This is a genomic window from Hydrogenobacter sp., from assembly GCA_041287335.1.
GTDB lineage: Bacteria > Aquificota > Aquificia > Aquificales > Aquificaceae > Hydrogenobacter.
The window spans coordinates 37,357-58,799 of sequence record JBEULM010000032.1 but is presented as its reverse complement, the minus strand read 5'-3'; the positions used below and the strand labels follow the sequence as shown (position 1 = coordinate 58,799).

The window sequence follows — 21,443 nt, the reverse complement described above, 5'->3', positions numbered from 1 at the left end:
TGCGAGGTTTTGCAACTTTTCTTCCATTTCCTTCTGTAACTTTTCCACTTGCTTCTCCATCTCCCTTATATCCTTTTCCCTTTTGTATAGTTCTTCCTCTCTCCTTTCCAAAACTTCAAGTCTCCTTTCAATCTGGTGTTCCCTCTGTATGAGGTTCTGTTCAGTTTTTTGGATCTCCATCCTCTTTTCCGCTATATACTCTTCCGTTTCCCTTTTCCTCTTTTCTATATCCTCTTTGATCTTTGACGCCTCTTCCCTCGCTCTGGTAAGTATGCTTTGTGCTTCCTCTATGGCAAGTTTTCTGTACCTTTCCACCTCCTCTTTGGCTACACTTATGAGTCTTTCGGTTTCATCCTTCGCATCCTGCCTTATCTTTTCTGCCTCAAGTTGAGCTCTTTGCATCATCTGCTGAGCTTCAAGCTTTACCCTTTCTATATCCACCTGAGATAAAGCTGAGCCTACTTCTTTCCTGAAAAACTTTGATATGGCAAAACCAATAAAAAGTGAGACTAAGGAAGCTATAATTATCACTAATATCGCTTCAGTACTCATACTTCTTACCTCCTTTTAAGATGTATAATTCGGTGACCAACACATCTACAGGCTGATCCCATTCGTCAATGGGTATTTCTTCAAGCACCTGAAAGCTATAAGCTACTCCCACCTTTACTCCCTTTACCCCCTTTAGCAACTTGTCATAAAAACCCTTTCCGAAGCCTATTCTGTAACCCCTCGTGTCAAAGACTATTCCCGGCACAACGGCAAGCTCCACTTGTTGAGGATCTACTTCATCGCCTCCATCCGGCTCGGGTATGCAGAAAGAACCCGGTTTGAGTTGCTGAGGGGTTTGTATTCTGTAAAGCCTTAACCTATCGTGTGCCACTTTTGGAAGCAACACTTCTTTCTTGAGTGATACGGATTCCCATATAAGAGATGTAAGATCAGGCTCTTTTTTTATAGGACAGTAAAGAAGTATCCTTTTGGCGTTTTTAAAGTCTGATAGGTTCTTCAGCCCTGCCCTTATTTTCTCCGAGTAGAGTACTACCTCCTCCTCTCCCATTGCCTCTCTTCTATTTAAAAATTCCTTTCTTAACTCACCTTTCTTCAAAACCTTCATCTTCCGCCTCCTTTCTCAGGAGGGGAAGGCAAGAAACCCACCCGTGCGGTGGCGAGGAGGTATCGGTGGGCCCCCTGCTCTTGAGGTGGGTGCTCTCCCGGAACGCCTTGCAGACAGTTCCGGAGACCGAGCTCCCTATTGGCTCACCTTGTGGACCCCAATTTAAACCTCTCTACCACCAACAGGGTAGGCTCTATCTAAGCCGCGCACCAAAGTTTTCCTCAAGGGAACTCACCAACGTATTCACCAAACTGTTAGCTTCCCCATCGGACATGGTACCTTCAAAACTTCTAAATACCAACCTAAAACTTACACTCTTCTTGCCTTCCCCAACATCTGAGCCTGTATAAACACTGAACACTTTCACTTCTTCTAACTTCTCCTTAAGTAAGTTCCGTATATGTGATATTAATTTATCCACCTGCAGGTCTTTGTCCACGATCAGGGAAAGGTCTCTTATGATGGGTGGGAACTTAGAAAAGGGTCTGTATTGTCTAACGCCCTCTTTGATAACGGATAGTCTCAGTTCCCCTATGAACACTTTCCCTTTCAACTCCAAACTTTCCGCAAGTTTGGGACTTAGTTGTCCTGCAAAGCCCACCTTTTCTTGCTCTAACCTCAGTCCAATCCGCACATGAGGATGTAAGAAATCGTAAGAAACTACATCACTTTGGAAAGTTACTCCAAAGAGCCTTCCAACATCAAGAAGCAAGCTAAGTAAATCGTAAGCTGTATACTCTTCTTTGGGATAAAGCCTTCGCGCTCCCATGAGAAGTATACCCAGCATCTCCTCCTCTCCTTCACGTGTGTAAACCTTTCCTACTTCAAAGAGTGCCATGTGATGATTGTGTTGTCTCTGGTTGTAAAGGCACACCTTTATGAGCGACGGCAAAAGAGATGTCCTCATGTAAGCTTGGCTTTTAACAAGGGGGTTTGTTATCTCTACACTGGGTTTTTCTATGCCCAAAAGCTCGTACATATCTGTATCTTCAAAGGAGAAAGAGATGATCTCAAAAAGACCCCTGCTTTTTAGAAGAGACCTTACCTCATCTAAGCTTTTTTTACAGCGAAAAGGTATGGAGGGAAGGGTAAGCACCTGCGAAGGTATACGATCGTATCCTCTTATCCTAAGAACTTCTTCTATTATATCCACGTCCCTTTGTATGTCAAAACTCCTGTGGGATGGTATGTGTACTTCAATTCCGCATCTGAGTGCTGTATTTGGTATGCCAAGTCTTGTGAGTATTTGTGAGGCTTCCTTTTTGTCCATATATTCACCGGCGTATCTTTTATACTTTTCTATGCTCAAGAAGATGCTCTTAGGTCTGTAAGGTACGGGATACACATCCCTCACAGCGGTTAATACTCCACCTGCGGTATCAAGTATGAGTTTTATAGCTAAGTCATGATACTTCTTGACCCCTTCTATATCCACACTCCTTTCAAATCTGTAAGAGCTATCCGTCTGTATGCTCAACACCTTAGAAGACCTTCTTATCCTGTAAGGCTCAAAGTAAGCGGACTCAAGGAGTATTCTCTTTGTATTCCAGCTGACAGCCGTATTTGCACTACCTATCACTCCAGCAATAGCGATAGGTTTTTCTTCATCAGCTATAACTAAATTCTCCTGGGTGAGTTCCCTCTCAGAATTCATAAGTGTAAGGATCCTTTCACCTGGCTTCGCACTTCTTACTTTTATACCGCCTTTTAGTGTGTCTGCGTCAAAAGCGTGAAGAGGTTGACCATCACGTAACATCACATAATTGGTAATATCTACAACGTTATTTATGCTCCTTACTCCGCATTGCCATAATCTCTTCCTTATCCACAGAGGTGACTCCCTTACTGTGATTCCCTCTATGAGTGCGCCTCTGTATCTTTTGCAATCCTCATCAAGTATCTCTATGTTTATGTCGTTTGTGTCCTCAAAGCCAACTCTCTCTCCCTCTTTAAACTCCCTTCCAAAAATTGCGCATATATCCCTTGCCAATCCTCTCACACTTAGCATATCACCTCTGTTGGGAGTTACTTCAATCTCCAGCAGATATTCGCCAAAGCCTAAAAGATCGTAAGCTGAAATACCTGGACTTAAATCCTCCCAGATCTTCAGCACGCCTTCTGAATAAGCTTCAAGTCCCAGTTCTCCAGCCGAAAGTAGCATACCTTCAGAAACAATTCCGTCAAACTCTCTTTTGCTTATACACATATTGCCTACTCTTGCGTTAGGAAGCGCCAAAATCACACCATCCCCCACTTTGAGGGATCTATCAGCTGTAACTACCTTAGGACAGTATCCGCTACCTACATCTATAGCACAGATCAATAAGTTTTGTCTTGAAGGATGAGGCTTTATATCAACCACCTTTCCAAAAACCACCCCATCCATATCCGTATCAAGCTTAATTAAGCTTGTCTCAACGCTCCTCAAAGTTAGTTCTCTGGCTACATCTTCTGGAGATATGTCATGTACGTCTGTGAATTCTGATAGCCAGCTGTAAGGGACTTTCATACAACCATTATATCAAAGTGAAGCTATAATTTTGTGTAATGTCCCTTTACGCTGTTGAGGTAAAGGATCTTTTTAAAGTTTATGACGCAAAAGTGCATGCCCTTAACGGTATAAGCTTTAAGGTTGAAGAAGGGCAAGCTTTTGCTTTGCTCGGTCCGAACGGTGCTGGTAAGACTACCCTCATGCGTATACTCACAACTCAAATAAAGCCCACATCAGGGGAAGCATACATACTGGGCTATCATGTAGAGCGCCAAAGCGCTCAAGTAAGGAGACTCATAAGCTACGTGCCTCAGGAGATGAGCGTATGGACGGACATAACAGCCTACGAGAATCTCCTAATATATGCAAAACTTTTCGGTCTTCCAAAAGAGAAAAGGAGTAAGGTCATAGATAGGGTTTTGGAAGATATGGATCTTAAAGAGGTCAAGGACGAGCTGGTAAACACCTTTTCGGGTGGTATGATAAGGAGACTTGAGATAGCCTGTGCCATGCTTATACAACCCAAGGTCATGTTTTTGGACGAACCTACTATTGGGCTTGATCCTGCCGCGAGGAAGAGGGTGTGGGAAAAACTCAACCAATTTAAAAATGAGTTTGGTGTGACTATATTTTTCAACACACACTATATGGATGAGGCGGATATGTATGCCGATCGTGTAGCCATAATAAACAACGGCTGTATAGTTGTCAGTGGAACCTGCGAGGAGCTAAAACGCTCACTTGGTGGTGAGATGATAATCCTTCATTTAGCAAATTCTTACACAAATTTGGATCCTCTAAAGAAGGTACAGGCGGTTAAAGAGGTTTATATGCAAGAGAATGAGCTGAGAATTCTCGTTGACGATGCGGAAGGATCTTTGCCTGCTATCATGGAGTTTTTCAGAGATACAGGGATAAGTGTGAAAAGGGTCTCCGTTTCTAAACCAACACTTGAGGATGTATTCTTGAAGTATGCGGGAACCAAGTTTGAGAGTGCGGAAAGAATAAGCGATGTGAGGCGTACAAGACAGATGTTCATTAGGACATAAGATGAATACTCTTAAAAATATCCTCATTATGATTGAGTTAGAGCTTAGGAGACTCAAACATGACAGAACTGAGATATACTTTAGAGCGGTTCAGCCTTTGCTCTGGCTTATCATATACGGACCTGTCATGAGCAGTGTAAGGGCAATACCCACCGAAGGAGTACCTTACACCGACTTTATAACTCCGGGTATTCTTGTACAATCAACTACTTTTGTAAGCATTTTTTATGGGCTTATGATGGTTTGGGAAAGGGATATGGGAATACTCAAAAGACTTCTCGTCACACCCGCATCAAGGCACTCCATAGTTATAGGCAGAGCTATGGCATCAGGTGTGAGATCACTATTTCAAGTCTTCATCATCGTACCGATAGCTTACATTATAGGTGTCAGGTTTGTATCTAATCCCTTCTACTTTCTATTGGCGATCACAGTTATATTTCTCTCGTCAGGTGGTTTTGCATCTGTGTCCATACTCGTAGCTTCCTTTATGAAAACGAGGGAGAGATTTATGGGAATAGGACAGGCGATCATAATGCCTCTGTTCTTCGCCAGCAGCGCTTTATACCCAGTTGAGCTTATGCCCCCTATTGTGAAAGAGATATCCATAATCAATCCACTCACTTACGTAGTTGACGCCGTGCGAGGGCTTCTCATCACAGGTAATATCTCACACCTTGGTATTGATATGGCTGTGATCTTTCTTTTTGATGTCGTGATGTTTGTTATATCTTCACTGAGCTTCAGGCGCATTATAGAGTAAGTGTGGTAAAATTAGCACCTATGCTTAGAGTGGTTCTAACCTTATTAGTTGCGCTTAGCTTCTCCTTTTCCCATAAGCTTATAGCTACCACTTATCCCGTATATTACCCTCTATATTACATAGCTAAGGGAAGACAGAATGTAGATGTATTGATAAAAACGCAGGCAGATCCTCACCACTACGAGCTGACACCGAAAGATGCCCAAAGGCTAATCGAAGCCGACCTTGTTTTTACCTTAGGTGTGGAAGGTTGGGAAGAAAACATCCTTCGGGATCTTCCTAAGGGAAGAGTGGTTTTATTAAAAGATGGTATAAGCTTTGTAAAGTACGGAAAGTTCCCGGACCCACACATTTGGCTCTCTCCAAGAGAGTATGCCATCCTCATAAAAAACGTGAAGGAAGCCCTCTTGAGATATGATCCTCAAAGTAAAGCATACTACCAAAAAAGGTACGAAGAATATATGCAAAAACTTGTAAAGCTTGAAAGAGCCTTTGCAAACACCTTGAAAAACTGCAAATACAGAACTATAGTAAGCACGCACAGAGCGTGGGATTACTTAGCTAAGGATTATAATCTGAGAACCGTTAGTCTCACAGGTGTGCATGCGGAGGAAGAACCAAGACCCTCGGAAATAATGATGATAATACAGACAGTAAAGAGGGAAGGGATAAAGTACATATTTGCGGAACTTGGTCAAGACAAAAAAGTGGCAGACTTTATAGCAAGTCAGACAGGTGCCAAAGTGCTTTTGCTCAACTCATCACTTTTTCCAAGACGATATTCCGATAACTACTTTACCATTATGGAAGAAAATCTCAAAGTTCTGAAAGAGGGATTGCAATGCAGATGAGGGAAGTATTAACTGTGCGAAACCTCACCTTTCGCTATAGAAAGGAAGAGCCTTTAATTGAAAACTTAAACTTTTCCGTATTTGAAGGGGAGTTTTTCGGTATACTCGGTCCAAACGGCTCTGGTAAAACCACCCTTCTTAGGATCATGCTTGGTTTTTTAAAACCTCTTGAGGGTAGCGTGGAGATCTTCGGAAGAGACATAAAAAGTTTCAAAAATTGGGAGAAGATAGGGTATGTGCCTCAGAGATTTTATGTGGAGAGAGCTTTTACCGGAACAGTAGGTGAGCTTTTCAGAGCTATAGCTCCTAAGGAAAAGGTAGGATGGATCATAGCTTACCTTCACCTTGAGGACATACTGAGAAAGCCTTTCACTCATCTATCTGGTGGGCAACAGCAAAAGGTACTTCTCGCTCTTGCCCTTACAACAAATCCCGATCTTTTGATACTTGATGAGCCACTCACTGGTCTTGATATACATGCTCAAGAGCATATAGAAAGCATACTCAGGGAAATAAGCCAAAGGAGAACGGTTATAGTGGTTTCTCACGACGTAGGATTTATCGTAAGGAACTCAAGCAGGATCCTATGCTTGGGTATGCACGAATGTAGACTTGTAAAGGCTCAGGATCTTGAGAGTATGCTAAAAGAACTTTACAGACTCCACTGACATGACTCTTTTAGATTACACCTTTATATGGAAGGGACTCTTAAGCGGTTTATTAATTAGCGCTTCTACAGCACTTATCGGTGTTTTTCTGCTTATGAAGAGGTTATCCCTCATAGGAGCTGGGCTTTCTCACGCAGCCTTTGGTGGTATAGCCTTAGCTATACTCTTTAATGCTGACCCGACACTTTTTACAGTGTTTTATACACTGCTTTCCGGAATTATCCTCCAGTACCTCATAGAAAGCAAGGGACTCCCCGCGGATACAGTGATATCCTTATTTTTTTCTGTAGGAGTAGCCTTGGCTGTTGTCATCTTGGGCATCACCCAAAATCTCGGAACTAACGTATACTCTTATCTCTTTGGGAGCATACTCACCGTCTCGGATACCGAACTTTTTAGCGCGGTAGCCACATCAATATTCACTTTTTTGTTTATTTTTATCAATTACAGAAAGCTCTTACTAATAAGTTTTAACGAAGAAATAGCCACCTTAAGAGGTGTAAAGGTACGTGTATTAAACTATATGCTTGTAAGTGTAGCATCCATAAACATAGTTTTTGCAATAAAGGCTGTTGGACTGATCCTTGCCTCATCTTTCATAGCGATACCTCCTATGTCTGCGCTACTCATCTGCACTTCTTTTTTTTCCACCATGATGGTATCTGTGAGCGTATCTTTTATTGCCACAGTTTTTGGAATTTTACTTTCACTGCGATTAGATATACCACCAAGTGGTTCTGTGGTACTATCTATGGTGTTTATATTTTTAATATTTACCATCTGGAAGGTGTTTCTCAATCTAAAAAAAAGATCTTTACGAGCTTTTTAGCCTTTTGAGGATCCTTTTTGAGTAGTTCCTTTGCCATATACATAGCCTTACTACCCGAACCTTTTGGAAGGTTATGTTCCTCTAACCAGAGGAGGAACTTAGCCCTCGCAAACATGCTCGCTACTGAAGTTGCAACTTCCCTCTCACCCTTGCGCTCAAATACTACATCCCTTCCAAAGGGATTATGTGATGAATAAGCATCTATATGTATTTTAGCGTCATAGTTTTTACGCAGTTCTTCTATAAGCGTACCGTAAGCTCTATCCATTATCCTGCTGTAGTTCTTAACCTCTTCGTAAAGAGCATTCAAAAGCTCCGGTTCGTAAATGACACATCTCGCTTCTACAAGCAAAGACAGTTTCTGTACCCTCTTTAAAAGCTCATCATCCTTCAAAAGTTTACAATCCTTCGGAGTCGCTAAAAGCACTTCTTTGTATGAAGATGGGGATATAACAGCACAGCACACCACGAGTGGACCAAATACGTCTCCCTTACCCGATTCATCACAACCTATCTGCACATTTTTCGGTATTTTTATGAAGGAAAGTACAAGATCTCTGATATGTTGAGACTTTTCACCTTGCAAAAGCAGAGAACCTGAAGGATAAAGCGTTGCGCACGTACCTTCCTTACATACAGACCATAAAGCGTTTTTTACCTCCCTCTGATAAAAACCCAAACTCCTTAAGATTTCAAATATCTCTTCGTAATACTCTTCTGGAAGTCTCAAGCTTATATTCAAAACAGTTTAATATTTTATCACTTGATCAGTCCCTAATCCCTAACCTCCTGTATAGGCTCATTATAGGACACCAGTTTGTAAAAGCTGACTGTATCTGATTTAGAGACATAAACAGTAGAAATAACTTCCAAAACCAATGAACATCCGAACCTCTTATGCCAAAAAGAAAAACGATCAAAAGAAATACACCTGATGTGAGTCTCAAAGCCCTATCCATAGTCATGGCTTCTCCTCCTAAATAAGGACATGCTTATATCATTATAATATATAACCAAACAAAAAAAGTTTATGATATAATAAGAGGCATTCATGCGTTGGAGCAAATACTTTTGGCATACATCAAAGGAAGATCCCGCGGATGCTGAAGCGCCATCCCACAGGTATCTAATTAAGGGGGGTTTTATAAAGCAGGTGGCATCAGGTATATACGCCATCACACCACCAGGATACAAAGTGATAAAAAAGATAGAAAACATAGTAAGAAAGGAGATGGACAGAAGCGGTGCGCAAGAGATACTACTAACGGTGCTTAATCCTTCGGAATTATGGAAAGAGACGGGAAGATGGGATCTTTACGGTAGGGAGCTATTTACACTTAGGGACAGGCATGGAAGGGATTACTGTCTTGGTCCTACTCATGAAGAGGAAGTCACGGATCTCGTAAGAACCTTTGTGAATTCTTACAGACAATTACCTTTCATACTTTACCAGATACAGGTAAAGTTCAGAGACGAAAAGAGACCCAGATTCGGACTCATAAGGGGAAGGGAGTTTATAATGAAGGATGCATACTCTTTTGATACGGATGAATTTTCAGCTATGCTCTCTTACGAAACTATGAAGTTCGCATACGAAAGGATATTTAAAAAGCTCAAACTCAATACGCTTATGGTAGAAGCGAGCGTTGGTAGCATAGGAGGGATCAGTTCTCACGAGTTTGTAATACTCACTGAATACGGTGAAGCGAGAGTTGCTTACTGCGAAAGCTGTGGATACTCAGCAAACGCGGAGATAGTAAAACTCCCTAAGGGTGAGGAGGAGATAGAAGAGGAAAGACCTTTAAAGCGTGTTCATACACCCGGTATAAGAACCATAGAAGAGCTTTCACAGTTTTTAGGTGTACCTCCTAAGAAGATACTCAAAGCGGTACTTTATACAGTTGAAGGCAAGCCCGTCTTAGTCCTCATAAGAGGTGATAGGGAGGTAGATGAAAGTAAGCTTGAAGCTATTTTGGGAACTGAGAACTTTAGACTTGCCAACGATGAGGAAACTTACCAGCATCTCAAAACGGAGAGAGGTTTTATAGGTCCTCTCAATTTACCGGAAGGTGTTAGGGTAATATGGGATAATTCCCTTTTTGGTATAAAAAATATGACGGTAGCCTTTAACGAACCTGACTATCACTGCGTAAACGCAAACCCGGGAAGGGATTTCTCTTATGGAGAGTTTTTTGACGTGGCACAGGTTATAGAAGGCGATCCGTGTCCTAAGTGTCATGCTCCGCTGAAAGTGAGTAAAGGGCTTGAGCTTGGACACATATTCTTGCTTGGTACAAGATACTCTCAGCCGATGAAAGCTTACTATAAAGACCAGCAAGGGGAAGACAAGCCCATATTTATGGGGTGTTACGGCATAGGTATATCAAGATGTATGTCAGCCATAGTGGAACAGTACAGTGACCAGTTTGGTATAAAGTGGCCTACGATGGTAGCTCCCTTTGAGCTTGATATTATATGTCTTAACACGGCTGACCAAGAGCAGAAACAAATTGCTGAAAAGCTTTATTACTTAGCTCAGGAATATAATCTGGATGTTATATACGACGATAGGGAACAAAGCGCAGGTTTTAAATTCGCCGATGCTGATCTTTGCGGTTTTCCTTACAGAATAGTTATAGGTAAAAAGATAAAGGATGGTAAGGTGGAGCTTCAAAAGCGTCATACTGGAGAGAGGATAGATATTCCCATAGAGGAGGCTATAAAAACGGTCAGGGATCTGGTGGAGAGGGACAAAGCGTAATTATGATAGTAATCATTTACATATTAAAAAAAAACACTTACAATACATAAGCATGAATCCGCTTACACGAATGAACTTACTTTTGAGCTTTCTTTACCTTCTCTTAGGAAGTTCCTTAGGGCTGATACTCAGTATTAGACAAACGCTTCCCTCTATTGTTCATGCACACATCCAGCTGATAGGATTTGTTACTCAAATGATAATAGGCGTTACTTACCACGTAGTCCCCATGCTGAGCAGAGGTAAAATATACAGCTTTAAGCTCGGATACCTACACACTACCCTTCTAAATGTAGGGCTTTTAACTCAGGTTTACGGCTTTTTAACAAATAGCTTATTTTTCAAAAACCTTGGGTCTTTACTGCTCTTTTTATCCGTTGTCATGTATCTCTTTAACATCTTAAAAAGCATGAATTGGAGGTAAAAGATGAAGACGAATCTTTTGAAGGTTTCAGATCAAGCGCAGTTCAGACACAGACTCGCATACGATTCCAAAGAAGTAAGGATAGTAATCTTTTATATGCCATCAGAAAGTGAAATACCTCCTCACACAAGCCCCTCAAGGGTTCTCCTTTACTGTGCAAAGGGTAGTGGCAAATTTCTCAAAGGCGAAGAATGGATACAGGTGGAGGAAGGTGATCTGGTCGCTTGTGAGCCTTTGGAAACTCACGGCATGAAAGCCGATATGGATATGGTGGTTATAGCTACCATAGCCCCTGCACCTTAAAAGGAGGTATGGCATGCTGGACAAAAATATCACTTTAAACGAGCTTTTAAGAACCTATCCTGAGCTACAGTCTCTCTTTGACAGATATTACATAGACTATTGTTGTGGGGGACACAGAACCCTTCAAGAAGTCGCTAAAGAATACAGTTTAGACCTCAACGAATTTCTATCTGAAGCAAAAAAGGTGCTGGAGAGCAGAGAGGAGAAAGGTTTATAATTTTATAAAATGCCGAAGAGAAATGACATAAAAAAGATACTTATAATAGGGTCTGGTCCCATAGTGATAGGTCAAGCTGCAGAATTTGATTACTCTGGTACTCAGGCTTGTAAGGCTCTGAAGGAAGAAGGTTACAGTATAGTGCTTGTTAATTCAAATCCAGCTACCATAATGACGGATCCAAGCGTAGCCGATAGAACCTACATAGAACCTTTGAGTGCGGATGTACTTGAAGAAATAATAAAAATAGAAAGACCCGACGCCCTTCTTCCTACCTTAGGGGGACAAACAGCTCTCAATTTGGCTGTAAAGCTTTACGAAGAAGGCATTTTAGAAAAGCACGGTGTGGAACTAATAGGTGCGAACTATCAGGCTATCAAAAAAGGCGAGGATAGGGAATTATTCAGGGAGTCTATGAGAAAAATAGGACTGAAAGTGCCAGAAAGCGCTGTGATATCTTCTACTGAAGATGGGCTAAGTGCCATAAAGGAGATAGGCTTTCCCGCTATACTAAGACCAGCTTTTACCTTAGGTGGTACCGGAGGCTCTATAGCATACAACATTGAAGAGTTCAGAGAAAAGCTTGAAACAGCTCTCAAGACTTCCCCCATTCATCAGGTTCTCATAGATAGATCCCTGATAGGTTGGAAGGAATACGAGTTTGAAGTAATAAGGGACTCAAAGGACAACGTCATTATAGTCTGCTCAATAGAGAACTTTGATCCTATGGGTGTTCACACAGGAGATTCAATTACTGTAGCACCCGCTCAAACTCTCACCGATAAGGAGTATCAGGTGTTACGCGATGCCTGTATAGAGATTATGAGAGAAGTAGGTGTGGATACGGGAGGATCAAACATACAGTTTGCGGTGAGTCCTGAAAATGGAGACTTTTATGTAATAGAAATGAATCCCAGAGTGTCAAGGTCTTCGGCTCTTGCCTCTAAGGCTACTGGTTTTCCTATAGCGAAAGTGGCTGCAAAACTTGCAATAGGTTACACCCTTGACGAGCTTAAAAACGATATAACAAAGTATACTCCTGCATCCTTTGAACCTTCAATAGATTACGTAGTGGTTAAAATGCCTAGATTTGACTTTGCCAAATTTCCCCAAACGGATAGGACTCTTACAACAATGATGAAATCCGTAGGAGAAGTTATGGCAATAGGTAGAACCTTTAAAGAAGCTTTTATGAAAGCTATCAGAAGTCTTGAGATAGATACATATGGTCTTACTTACCCTTACCTTGATCGTGTTCCGGATGATACGCTCGTAAGAAACTTGAGAGTTCCAAATCCGGACAGAGTTTGGTACATAGCTGAGGCTTTCAGAAGAGGCTATTCGGTGGAGGATGTTTACGAATACACCAAGATAGACAGATGGTTTCTACATAACGTAAAACAGATCGTGGATTTTGAAAGAGTGCTCATAGAAAGTGAGCTTGATAATGAGACTCTCAGGCGTGCCAAAGAACTTGGATACTCCGATCTTGAGATAGCCAAGCTAAAGAACCTAAAAGAGGATGATGTGAGAGAACTAAGGGGAAAGAGTTATATAGTGCCTGCCTTTAAAGGTGTAGATACATGCGCAGGCGAATTTGTTGCTTATACGCCCTATTACTACTCCACCTACGAGAGACCTTACTACACTATTGATGGGGAATGTATACTTGACGAGGATCAATTATGAATATATACATACAGGTCTGTAAAAGGTATCTCTCTCTACAGGTATCTTTCCAGCGTTCCTTATAAGCTTTATAAGTCTGTCCTTTGAATGTCCATAAGCTGACTTTGTACCTGCAGAATGTACTATCTTTTCCTCCTGTATCGTACCGTCAAGATCATCAGCACCAAAATTGAGAGCTATCTGAGCTACTTTTTCACCGAGTGTCACCCAATAGGCTTTTATGTGTTCAAAGTTATCAAGAAATAATCTTGATATTGCTAAGGTTTTTAGATCATCAACGGAGGATGTTCTGTTTCCACCCAACTTTGTGCCTTCTGGCCAATAGGCTAAGGGTATGAAAACCTGGAAACCTCCAGTTTCGTCTTGAAGTTCTCGGAGCTTTAGCATATGATCCACCCTATCTTCGTAAGTTTCTATATGTCCGTAGAGCATAGTAGCGTTGGTAGGTATACCAAGTTTATGAGCGGTTCTGTGTACCTCAAGGTATTCTTTCGCATTGGCTTTATAGGGCGCTATTATTTTCCTTACTCGCTCGGAGAAGATCTCAGCACCACCTCCGGGTATAACCTCAAGACCTGCATCTTTTAGCTCTTTAAGTATGTCCTCGTAAGACCTTCCCGATATTTTGGACATATGATGTATTTCTATAGCTGTCCATGCCTTTACTGTAATTTGAGGAAAGGCTTTCTTTATCTCTCTTACGAGTCTTACGTAATCTTCCACCTTCCAATGGGGTGGAATACCTCCAACCATGTGAACCTCCTTACCACCCTGCGCATATATTTCCCCTACCTTTTTGAGTATATCTTCAAGACTCATCTCATAAGCTCTCTGATCGGATTTAGTAACCCCAAAAGCGCAGAAGTTACACTGATACACACACACATTTGTAGGGTTTATCTGCCTGTTTATGATAAAGTAAGCGAACATGCCGTTCTTCTTTCTATTTACGTATTCAGCTAGCGCTCCTATAAAAGTAAGTTCATGTGAGCTGAACATATAGAGTGCGTCCTCCGGAGAGAGCCTCACACCTTTTAGGACCTTTTCTCCTATATATCTCAAATTCTTATCCGAGATACGCTCTAAAATCCCGGCTATTTCCATCTTTATACCTCCGGAAAGTTTTCCTTCAAAAGATAAACGCAAATCCTCCCAAGTCAAGTTAGTTTGATAAAAATATATTGATATTCTGATTACCTAATATATTTGACAAAAAGGTCATAATATTTTAAATTTCCTGAATTAGGAGGTATGAATATGAATAAAATTCTGTTTTTACTCCTCATCCTCTGTATAGTGTCATCCTACGGTACGGATGATATAGGTAGAAAGATTTTTGAGCAGAAGTGTTCAGCATGTCATACCATTGGCAAGGGAAAGCTGGTAGGACCGGACTTGAAGGGCGTGTCAGAGCGGAGGGATTTAGAGTGGTTGAAGAGGTTCATTAAGTCACCTACAAGTCTTATTAATGCAAAGGATAACGTTGCTCTTTCCTTATTAAAGGAGTATGGCACCCCTATGCCAGATCTTGGACTCACCGACGATGAGGTGAACGCTTTGGTTAACTATCTTAAGTCTCCTGAAGAAAGTAGGACTACGAACCGCACTTTTACCTACTACATTTCGCTGGCTTTGGGGACGGGTTTAGCCATTATGTTAAGCTTTTTGGCTTTTCTTTTCAGCAAAAAATCTGTGGAGGTTAAAGTATGAGGTGGTTCAGAGAAACGGAAGATTCAAGGTCGTGGGAAGAGTTTTACAGAAAAAGATGGTCCTATGACTACAGCGTGAGAACTGCGCACGGTGTTAATTGTTCCATGGCTTGTAGCTGGGAGGTGTTTGTTAAAGATGGCATGATAGTTTGGGAACTTCAGAAAGTAGACTATCCTCAGATAGAGCCAGATGTTCCCAATGTAGAACCAAGAGGCTGTCAGAGAGGTGTGACTGCCTCATGGTATCCCTACTCACCATTAAGACCTAAGTATCCATATGTGCGTAAGGTCTTATGGGATATGTACTATGAAGAAAAAAAGAAAGGTAAGGACCCTGTGGAGGCATGGGCAAGCATAGTTGAAAATGAAGAGAGATCTAAAAGATACAAATCCGCAAGAGGTAAAGGGGGGTGGAAGAGGGTAACGTGGGATGAAGCTACTGAAATAATAGCTGGTGCTCAAATATACACTATAAAGAAGTATGGACCTGATCATATAGCTTCCTTTTCACCTATACCCGCTATGAGCCTTGTGAGCTTTATCTCCGGGCAAAGATATAACAACCTTTTGGGTGGTATATACTGCAGTTACTACGAATGGTATCATGACCTTCCGCACAATTCTCCCGCTATGTGGGGTGACCAAACGGAAAACTGTGAAAGCTCGGATTGGTATCAAAGCACTTACATCATAATAGCGGGGACAAATCTAAATATGACGAGAACAGCAGACTGTCACTTCATACCTGAGGCAAAAATGAGAGGGACAAAGATAGTGAGCGTTTCACCAAACTACTCGGATGTTACCAAATACGCTGACTTATGGATACCCCTAATTCCGGGTAGCGATGGTGCTTTTTTCATGGCGTGTATTCATGTAATTCTCAAAGAGTTCTTTGTCGAAAGGGAGGTACCTTACTTTAAGGATTACGTAAAAAGGTACACAAACCTTCCTTTTCTCGTAATGCTTGATAGAGACGGAAACAAATACCGCATGGGTAGATTTTTGAGAGCTTCTGACTTGTATGAATACTCAGACGAAGAGAATGCTGACTGGAAGCTCATTATGATGGATAAAAATGGAAAGCTTCAACTGCCTATGGGTAGTATAGGTTTCAGATGGGAAAAAGAACCCACGGGTAGGTGGAACCTTCAGCTGAAGAATGCAAAAACTGGGGAGGACTTTGATCCGCTCCTTTCTTTATTAGACCATGAGAACCTGAGATGTCCCGTGATTTTTTACGATTTCACTGATACCTTCAGTATATTCCCAGGGAAGACTGAAGGGAAGGGCAAGCCACCCAAAGAGATAATAAGAGATGTTCCAGCAAAGGTTATAAAGGGTAAAGACGGTAAAGAAATCATCGTGACAACAGCCTTTGACCTTCTCATGGCACAGGTAGGTGTCTCAAGAGGTTTAGGAGGTGATTATCCCAAGGATTACGATGATCCTAAGCCTTTTACTCCTGCGTGGCAGGAGTCTCAGACTGGGGTTAGCAGGAACCTTGCCATACAGGTAGGTAGAGAGTTCGCAGAAAATGCAGAAAAAACCCAAGGTAGATCCATGGTTATAACGGGTCCTGGGCTTTTACACTTTTACCATGGCGGACCTCTTTATTACAGAGCCTTAGCTGTTATGCTCGCTCTTTGTGGATGCAACGGAAGGAATGGTGGCAACTTTAACCATTATGTAGGTACACAGCACACGAGACTACACGCAGCTTTTGTAAATTTAGGTGGTGCCCTTGATTGGACGAGACCGCCAAGAATGCAGAACTCTACATCTTTCTGGTATTTCCACACAGGTCAGTGGAGATACGACCCTATGACCTTTGATACCCAATGGGCTGAAAATACGAAGATGAAAGAAAGATACAACCACGCTGCGGATATGAATGCCTTAGCTGTAAGGCTTGGATGGTTACCCTTTTATCCAACTTTTGATAAGAAAAACCCTCTGGAAGTTTATGAAGAAGCCATAAAAGCGGGATGCAGGACTGATGAAGAAGTCGTAAACTGGATCGTAAAGCAGTTTAAGGAGGGCAGGTACAGATTCGCAATACACGACCCGGATGCCAAAGAAAACCATCTTAAAGTACTTATAGTTTGGAGAGGCAACCTCATAGGTACAAGTATGAGGGGACAGGAGATAGCGCTTAAACACTTTCTTGGAACTCACCACAATGTACTTTGGGAAGAAGAGCCTGCAAAGGGACTCATAAAGGAGATAGAGTGGAGAGAGCCAGCTCCAATAGGCAAGCTTGACCTTCTCGTTAATCTCAACATAAGGATGGATTCAACCGCAAATTATGCAGACATAGTACTTCCAGCTGCCTTTTGGTACGAAAAGTACGATGTAACCTTTGGAGATATGCACACTTTTGTACATCCTTTGACACCAGCAATACAACCCCCGTGGGAGGCAAAGCATGATTGGGAAGCCTTCAAGCTCATAGCTCAGAAGTTTTCAGAACTTGCTAAAAAGCACTTTCCTAAACCAGTAAAAGATGTTGTGGTTACAGCCCTCTTCATGGATTCACCTGACCAGCTCGCACAACCTAAAGGTGAAGTGAAAGATTGGAAATACGGAGAGTGTGAACCTGTGCCAGGAAAGACATTCCCCAAAATTACGATAGTTGAAAGGGATTACACGAAGATATATGACAAGCTTGTCTCTTTGGGTCCTCTTGTATGCCAGCCTAAAGGTTATGGTTCAAAAGGTCACTATGTGGACCTTACACCTATAGTGGAGGAGCTTAAAAACAACGAGGTTTTGGAGGTTAGAAATGGAAAGATCTATTTTGAAAAGCCCGAACAAATCTGTGAACTCATACTTCAGATATCTCCAGAGCTAAATGGAAGGTTAGCTTACATGTTCTTCAAGGAAATGGAAAAAAAGGTAGGCTTACCTTTGACGGATCTTGTAGAGCCAGTGAAAGACAGAAAGGTTCATTACAAGGATATCATTTCGCAACCAAGGAGGATACACACTACACCCCAGTGGGGAGCCATACTTATAAACGAAGATGGGAAACAGAGAACCTTTGCACCTTGGACGTTAAATGTGGAGAGACTTAAACCATGGCACACACTTTCTGGTAGGCAAGAGATATACTACGACCATCAAGGCTTTAGAGAGCTTGGAGAAGCCTTACCTACTTATAAGCCTCCTCTGGATACGGTGGTGCTTGGCGACATAAACCTAAAAAGAATTGAGCCTAAGTCAAAAGTGCTTCGCTTTATAACACCTCACGGAAAGTGGCAGATACACAGTTCTTTTAGAGACCACTGGCCTATGATGCAGTTATCAAGGGGTGGACCAACAGTGTGGCTCAATCCGGAAGATGCCAAAGAGATGGATATAGAAGACAACGATTGGGTGGAGATGTGGAACGAAAACGGTATAGAGGTAGTTAGAGCTGTGGTGAGTCATCAGGTTCCGAGGGGTATGGCGATAACCTATCACCAGGTGGAAAGACACGTAAATATACCCTTCTCACCTTTAGCTAAAAAATACCAATGCTCTGACCTTAGGGGAGGAAACAACAACGCAACTACGAGGATATTGATGAATCCTGGTACTATGATAGGAGGGTACGCTCAATTTTCTTATTATACCAACTATTGGGGAACATCACCTTCCGAAAGAGATCACTGCGTTCTCATACGCAAAATGCCTCACGCCGAAGGTAGAAAGAAGGTCATTTATAAAGAGGAGGAGATGAACAAATTACCTGCCAAATAAGGAGGTCTGACATGAGAGTAAAGGCACAGTTTGGTATGACCTTTAACCTTGAAAAGTGTATAGGATGCAACACATGCACCGTCGCATGTAAGAATGTGTGGACAAACCGAGAAGGTGCAGAGTACATGTGGTGGAACAATGTAGAAACGAAGCCGGGTATAGGATATCCAAAAAGATGGGAAGACCAAGAGCTGTGGAAAGGAGGATGGGTTAAAAAAGGCAACAAACTGAAATTGCGCTATGGTGGGAAATCTTATATGCTTCTTAACCTTTTTTTCAATCCGCATATACCCGAAATGAAGGATTACTACGGCGAAGATCCTTACACTTTCACTTACGAAGAACTACACACAAAAGAGCAAAAGAAACAACAGCCCGTAGCAAGACCCAAATCAATGGTGACAGGTGAGGAGGACATACCTATAACTTGGAACGTAAACTGGGAAGACAATGCTGGTGGTACACACGTAACGGGTAAATACGATGTGAACTTCAAAGGTATGAGCAAGGAAGAAGTGGAAGCACTCCTCACTTTTAAAAACGTTTTTTACTTTTATCTTCCAAGAATATGCAACCACTGTCTTAATCCAGCTTGCGTGGGTGCCTGTCCATCGGGTGCAGCTTACAAAAGGGAAGAAGATGGCATAGTCCTCATAGACCAAGTGAGATGCAGAAACTGGAGGTACTGCGTATCCTCATGCCCTTACAAAAAACCGTACTATAACTGGAGAACTGGGAAGATGGAGAAGTGTATACTATGTTATCCCAGAGTTGAAACAGGGCTTCCTCCGGTTTGCTTCCACACATGCGTAGGTAGAATAAGGTCTTTTGGTTTGGTCCTTTACGATTTGGAAAAGCTTGAGGAAGCGCTTTTGGCTGATGAGCGCAGCCTTGTCAAAGCTCAAAGAGAGGTTATCCTTGATCCCTTTGACCCGAAAGTGATAGAGGAGGCGAAAAAACAAGGAATACCGGATGATTGGATAGATGCTGCGCAACGCTCACCCGTTTACAAACTCTTTAAAAAATGGGAACTTGCGCTTCCCCTTCACCCTGAGTTTAGAACTTTTCCAATGGTTTTTTACATACCACCTTTAAGTCCGCTTGCCACAGCGAAAGGCAAAAGCTCTCCTTCTGATACGGACATATTTGATATGGAAAAACCTGAGAATGGAGGTTTTCTGCCAGATATAGAAGATATAGATAAAATGCGTATACCCATAAGATACTTAGCCAATATGTTTGCAGCAGGAAACGAGGAGGAAGTCAAAAAGTCCATAAGGAGACAGCTTGCAGTAAGGCACTACTTTAGAAGCTTAAAAGTTGATGGTAAACCAAATACTGAAATTCTCAAAAGGGTTGGGTTAAGTGAAGAAGATGCTAAGAGTATTTTGAGAGGTGTGTCTCTTGCTTTTTATAACGAGCGCTTTGTTCTTCCTACAACGAGGAGAGAAAAGGCGGAAATTGACCCATACACGGAAAGAGGGATGACAGGCTTTGACATCATGAATCCTTGGTCACCCGTAAATAGAAGAAAATCCTATCACGCAACGGAGGGGTTGTGATGAAGGAACTGTACTTACTTTTATCGGAACTTTTCTGTAACCCAGAGGAGGTGGCTGTAGAAGATGTAAAGAAGAAAGGATATCTTCTTGCAACCTATCTTTATACTCTTGGAAATGAGTTATCCGAAAAACTTCTGGATTTTTTAACTTTTTATCCACCGTCAGCAGAAGAGTATATTGACCTTTTTGAGCTTTCCCCCAAATGCCCTCTTTATCTCGGCGCTCATCTCTTTGAAGAATCAAATACCTGCGCGCAAGCAGGTGTATCCGATAGGAACGACTACATGATAGACCTTCTTGGTGCTTACAAATACTTTGGGCTAAAGCCTGATAGTAAAGAGTTGCCTGATTTTCTCCCTATGGTGCTTGAATTTCTTGCATTAACAGCGGACAGAAAAGAAGACCAAGTAAGGGGAAGGTGTATACAGGAGTATATACTGCCAGCCCTTGAACGTATGCGCGAAAGACTCCAAGAACTCGGTTCATACTACATTCTGCTCTTTGACGTGCTTGCAGAACTTTTAAAACTTGACATACAAAAAGAGGAGGTGAAAAAATGATGGAAAACTTCCTATTTATAGCTTTACCTTATGTGGCTTTGTTCCTATTTTTTGGGGGTATATTTTACAGACTCTTCAGTGGATTTAAGGGAAGCTATAGGGGAAAGTGGGATATAACAGCTCGCGGAGACTTACTTTGGACGACGCGCTCTTCAGGCTTCTTTGGTAGGTCTTCCATAGGAGTAGCGTCTCTCAACATGCACTGGGGATTGCTAACCCTGTTTATAGCTCATGTGGTGGGATTTGTGGGAGGTGCGTACGGACTTACTTATCTTGTGGACTTTTTCCGCTGGATTGGTATTGTAGGAGGTGTTATGCTTCTTTGGGGACTTTTAGTTGCGTTGTGGAGAAGGATCAGTAACCCTCGGATCAGGTCCATGTCCACCTTTGAAGATTATGCTGTTTTGCTTTTTCTTTTAATAATAACCTCCTTAGGTATGTATCAGTCTGTAATAAAAGGTGTTTTTGGAGTGTCCTATGCGGTAGGTCCTTGGCTGAGTAGCATACTTAAGTTCTTGCCTAATGCGACGTTCTCGGCGAGTATACCTTTTACAAACAAACTCCACATAATTTTTGCTCTCATATTTTTCTCATACTTCCCTTTTACTAAGCTCGTACACTCGGTAACATTTCCTTTAAGCTACCTGTGGAGACCTTATATAAACTTCAGAAGACTTCAGGCTCTTAAGAGATGAAGGAGGTAACA

21 protein-coding genes are annotated in these 21,443 nt (G+C 41.9%); 15 read left to right on the top strand and 6 right to left on the bottom strand.

Annotation, left to right across the window (positions count from 1 at the left end):
* The 3 genes from ABWK04_04730 to pheT form a co-directional block, all read right to left on the bottom strand.
* Nucleotides 1–552 (bottom strand): Rnase Y domain-containing protein (locus ABWK04_04730; GenBank protein ID MEZ0361192.1); only part of this gene is annotated, 552 nt, incomplete at its 3' end.
* Entirely contained in the window at nucleotides 542–1,117 is a 576-nt protein-coding gene (locus ABWK04_04725) for a 5-formyltetrahydrofolate cyclo-ligase (GenBank protein ID MEZ0361191.1), read from the bottom strand. The genes ABWK04_04730 and ABWK04_04725, both read right to left, overlap by 11 nt.
* Nucleotides 1,118–1,310: 193 nt before the next feature.
* Complete coding sequence (gene pheT / locus ABWK04_04720; protein MEZ0361190.1) at nucleotides 1,311–3,626, bottom strand: phenylalanine--tRNA ligase subunit beta; 2,316 nt, start codon at nucleotides 3,624–3,626, stop codon at nucleotides 1,311–1,313.
* Nucleotides 3,627–3,664: 38 nt separating this feature from the next.
* Between pheT and ABWK04_04715 the strand changes: the two genes are divergently transcribed.
* Genes ABWK04_04715 through ABWK04_04695 form a run of 5 tightly spaced genes read left to right on the top strand, consistent with a single transcriptional unit; the run spans nucleotide 3,665 to nucleotide 7,768 of the window.
* Nucleotides 3,665–4,657: an ATP-binding cassette domain-containing protein gene (locus tag ABWK04_04715; protein ID MEZ0361189.1), complete on the top strand. Its 993-nt coding sequence runs from the start codon at nucleotides 3,665–3,667 to the stop codon at nucleotides 4,655–4,657.
* Nucleotides 4,658–4,685: 28 nt separating this feature from the next.
* Nucleotides 4,686–5,420 carry an ABC transporter permease gene (locus tag ABWK04_04710; GenBank protein MEZ0361188.1) on the top strand — a complete coding sequence of 245 codons (735 nt, stop codon included), beginning with the start codon at nucleotides 4,686–4,688 and terminating at the stop codon, nucleotides 5,418–5,420.
* Between the two features lie 20 nt (nucleotides 5,421–5,440).
* The gene (locus ABWK04_04705) at nucleotides 5,441–6,271 is read left to right on the top strand and encodes a metal ABC transporter substrate-binding protein (protein MEZ0361187.1); all 831 of its coding nucleotides are present in this window, start codon (nucleotides 5,441–5,443) and stop codon (nucleotides 6,269–6,271) included.
* A complete protein-coding gene (locus ABWK04_04700) occupies nucleotides 6,268–6,939 on the top strand; it encodes a metal ABC transporter ATP-binding protein (protein MEZ0361186.1) in 672 nt (223 codons plus the stop codon). The genes ABWK04_04705 and ABWK04_04700 overlap by 4 nt, the downstream gene beginning before the upstream one ends.
* Nucleotide 6,940: 1 nt before the next feature.
* The gene (locus ABWK04_04695; protein ID MEZ0361185.1) at nucleotides 6,941–7,768 is read left to right on the top strand and encodes a metal ABC transporter permease; all 828 of its coding nucleotides are present in this window, start codon (nucleotides 6,941–6,943) and stop codon (nucleotides 7,766–7,768) included.
* On the opposite strand, the gene ABWK04_04690 is transcribed toward ABWK04_04695, so the two are convergent.
* Both ABWK04_04690 and ABWK04_04685 read right to left on the bottom strand, forming a co-directional pair.
* A complete protein-coding gene (locus ABWK04_04690; GenBank protein ID MEZ0361184.1) occupies nucleotides 7,734–8,510 on the bottom strand; it encodes a ribonuclease HIII in 777 nt (258 codons plus the stop codon). The two genes, ABWK04_04695 and ABWK04_04690, sit on opposite strands and share 35 nt — an antisense overlap.
* A gap of 25 nt (nucleotides 8,511–8,535) precedes the next feature.
* Nucleotides 8,536–8,727 (bottom strand): DUF2892 domain-containing protein, encoded by a 192-nt coding sequence (locus tag ABWK04_04685; GenBank protein MEZ0361183.1) that lies wholly within the window; start codon nucleotides 8,725–8,727, stop codon nucleotides 8,536–8,538.
* Nucleotides 8,728–8,819: 92 nt separating this feature from the next.
* Between ABWK04_04685 and ABWK04_04680 the strand changes: the two genes are divergently transcribed.
* The 5 genes from ABWK04_04680 to carB are packed head-to-tail and all read left to right on the top strand — an operon-like array spanning nucleotide 8,820 to nucleotide 13,162.
* Nucleotides 8,820–10,529: a proline--tRNA ligase gene (locus ABWK04_04680; GenBank protein ID MEZ0361182.1), complete on the top strand. Its 1,710-nt coding sequence runs from the start codon at nucleotides 8,820–8,822 to the stop codon at nucleotides 10,527–10,529.
* 52 nt (nucleotides 10,530–10,581) lie between these two features.
* Nucleotides 10,582–10,953 (top strand): hypothetical protein, encoded by a 372-nt coding sequence (locus ABWK04_04675; GenBank protein MEZ0361181.1) that lies wholly within the window; start codon nucleotides 10,582–10,584, stop codon nucleotides 10,951–10,953.
* Between the two features lie 3 nt (nucleotides 10,954–10,956).
* Nucleotides 10,957–11,256 (top strand): cupin domain-containing protein, encoded by a 300-nt coding sequence (locus ABWK04_04670; GenBank protein ID MEZ0361180.1) that lies wholly within the window; start codon nucleotides 10,957–10,959, stop codon nucleotides 11,254–11,256.
* A gap of 13 nt (nucleotides 11,257–11,269) precedes the next feature.
* Nucleotides 11,270–11,473 carry a DUF542 domain-containing protein gene (locus ABWK04_04665; GenBank protein MEZ0361179.1) on the top strand — a complete coding sequence of 68 codons (204 nt, stop codon included), beginning with the start codon at nucleotides 11,270–11,272 and terminating at the stop codon, nucleotides 11,471–11,473.
* Between the two features lie 9 nt (nucleotides 11,474–11,482).
* Nucleotides 11,483–13,162, top strand: a complete 1,680-nt coding sequence (gene carB, locus ABWK04_04660) for a carbamoyl-phosphate synthase large subunit (protein ID MEZ0361178.1) — start codon at nucleotides 11,483–11,485, stop codon at nucleotides 13,160–13,162.
* On the opposite strand, the gene mqnE is transcribed toward carB, so the two are convergent.
* The gene (mqnE, locus tag ABWK04_04655; GenBank protein ID MEZ0361177.1) at nucleotides 13,157–14,266 is read right to left on the bottom strand and encodes an aminofutalosine synthase MqnE; all 1,110 of its coding nucleotides are present in this window, start codon (nucleotides 14,264–14,266) and stop codon (nucleotides 13,157–13,159) included. The genes carB and mqnE overlap by 6 nt on opposite strands.
* A gap of 153 nt (nucleotides 14,267–14,419) precedes the next feature.
* Between mqnE and ABWK04_04650 the strand changes: the two genes are divergently transcribed.
* Genes ABWK04_04650 through ABWK04_04630 form a run of 5 tightly spaced genes read left to right on the top strand, consistent with a single transcriptional unit; the run spans nucleotide 14,420 to nucleotide 21,432 of the window.
* Nucleotides 14,420–14,872: a cytochrome c gene (locus tag ABWK04_04650; GenBank protein ID MEZ0361176.1), complete on the top strand. Its 453-nt coding sequence runs from the start codon at nucleotides 14,420–14,422 to the stop codon at nucleotides 14,870–14,872.
* The gene (locus tag ABWK04_04645) at nucleotides 14,869–18,615 is read left to right on the top strand and encodes a nitrate reductase subunit alpha (GenBank protein ID MEZ0361175.1); all 3,747 of its coding nucleotides are present in this window, start codon (nucleotides 14,869–14,871) and stop codon (nucleotides 18,613–18,615) included. The genes ABWK04_04650 and ABWK04_04645 overlap by 4 nt, the downstream gene beginning before the upstream one ends.
* Nucleotides 18,616–18,626: 11 nt before the next feature.
* Nucleotides 18,627–20,177: a nitrate reductase subunit beta gene (gene narH, locus ABWK04_04640; protein MEZ0361174.1), complete on the top strand. Its 1,551-nt coding sequence runs from the start codon at nucleotides 18,627–18,629 to the stop codon at nucleotides 20,175–20,177.
* On the top strand, nucleotides 20,177–20,737 hold the full coding sequence (gene narJ / locus ABWK04_04635; GenBank protein MEZ0361173.1) for a nitrate reductase molybdenum cofactor assembly chaperone: 561 nt from the start codon (nucleotides 20,177–20,179) through the stop codon (nucleotides 20,735–20,737). Before narH ends, narJ begins: the two co-directional genes overlap by 1 nt.
* A complete protein-coding gene (locus ABWK04_04630; protein MEZ0361172.1) occupies nucleotides 20,734–21,432 on the top strand; it encodes a respiratory nitrate reductase subunit gamma in 699 nt (232 codons plus the stop codon). The genes narJ and ABWK04_04630 overlap by 4 nt, the downstream gene beginning before the upstream one ends.
* The last annotated feature ends 11 nt before the right edge of the window (nucleotides 21,433–21,443 follow it).

What these genes read in the sequence shown, in the direction of transcription:
- pheT (MEZ0361190.1), bottom strand. Translation starts at nt 3,626, where the DNA reads ATGAAAGTCCCTTACAGCTGGCTATCAGAATTCACAGACGTACATGAC.
- narJ (MEZ0361173.1), top strand. Translation starts at nt 20,177, where the DNA reads ATGAAGGAACTGTACTTACTTTTATCGGAACTTTTCTGTAACCCAGAG.
- mqnE (MEZ0361177.1), bottom strand. Translation starts at nt 14,266, where the DNA reads ATGGAAATAGCCGGGATTTTAGAGCGTATCTCGGATAAGAATTTGAGA.
- ABWK04_04715 (MEZ0361189.1), top strand. Translation starts at nt 3,665, where the DNA reads ATGTCCCTTTACGCTGTTGAGGTAAAGGATCTTTTTAAAGTTTATGAC.
- ABWK04_04630 (MEZ0361172.1), top strand. Translation starts at nt 20,734, where the DNA reads ATGATGGAAAACTTCCTATTTATAGCTTTACCTTATGTGGCTTTGTTC.
- narH (MEZ0361174.1), top strand. Translation starts at nt 18,627, where the DNA reads ATGAGAGTAAAGGCACAGTTTGGTATGACCTTTAACCTTGAAAAGTGT.
- ABWK04_04650 (MEZ0361176.1), top strand. Translation starts at nt 14,420, where the DNA reads ATGAATAAAATTCTGTTTTTACTCCTCATCCTCTGTATAGTGTCATCC.
- ABWK04_04685 (MEZ0361183.1), bottom strand. Translation starts at nt 8,727, where the DNA reads ATGGATAGGGCTTTGAGACTCACATCAGGTGTATTTCTTTTGATCGTT.
- ABWK04_04680 (MEZ0361182.1), top strand. Translation starts at nt 8,820, where the DNA reads ATGCGTTGGAGCAAATACTTTTGGCATACATCAAAGGAAGATCCCGCG.
- ABWK04_04705 (MEZ0361187.1), top strand. Translation starts at nt 5,441, where the DNA reads ATGCTTAGAGTGGTTCTAACCTTATTAGTTGCGCTTAGCTTCTCCTTT.
- ABWK04_04710 (MEZ0361188.1), top strand. Translation starts at nt 4,686, where the DNA reads ATGATTGAGTTAGAGCTTAGGAGACTCAAACATGACAGAACTGAGATA.
- ABWK04_04645 (MEZ0361175.1), top strand. Translation starts at nt 14,869, where the DNA reads ATGAGGTGGTTCAGAGAAACGGAAGATTCAAGGTCGTGGGAAGAGTTT.
- ABWK04_04670 (MEZ0361180.1), top strand. Translation starts at nt 10,957, where the DNA reads ATGAAGACGAATCTTTTGAAGGTTTCAGATCAAGCGCAGTTCAGACAC.
- ABWK04_04695 (MEZ0361185.1), top strand. Translation starts at nt 6,941, where the DNA reads ATGACTCTTTTAGATTACACCTTTATATGGAAGGGACTCTTAAGCGGT.
- carB (MEZ0361178.1), top strand. Translation starts at nt 11,483, where the DNA reads ATGCCGAAGAGAAATGACATAAAAAAGATACTTATAATAGGGTCTGGT.
- ABWK04_04665 (MEZ0361179.1), top strand. Translation starts at nt 11,270, where the DNA reads ATGCTGGACAAAAATATCACTTTAAACGAGCTTTTAAGAACCTATCCT.
- ABWK04_04700 (MEZ0361186.1), top strand. Translation starts at nt 6,268, where the DNA reads ATGAGGGAAGTATTAACTGTGCGAAACCTCACCTTTCGCTATAGAAAG.
- ABWK04_04675 (MEZ0361181.1), top strand. Translation starts at nt 10,582, where the DNA reads ATGAATCCGCTTACACGAATGAACTTACTTTTGAGCTTTCTTTACCTT.
- ABWK04_04725 (MEZ0361191.1), bottom strand. Translation starts at nt 1,117, where the DNA reads ATGAAGGTTTTGAAGAAAGGTGAGTTAAGAAAGGAATTTTTAAATAGA.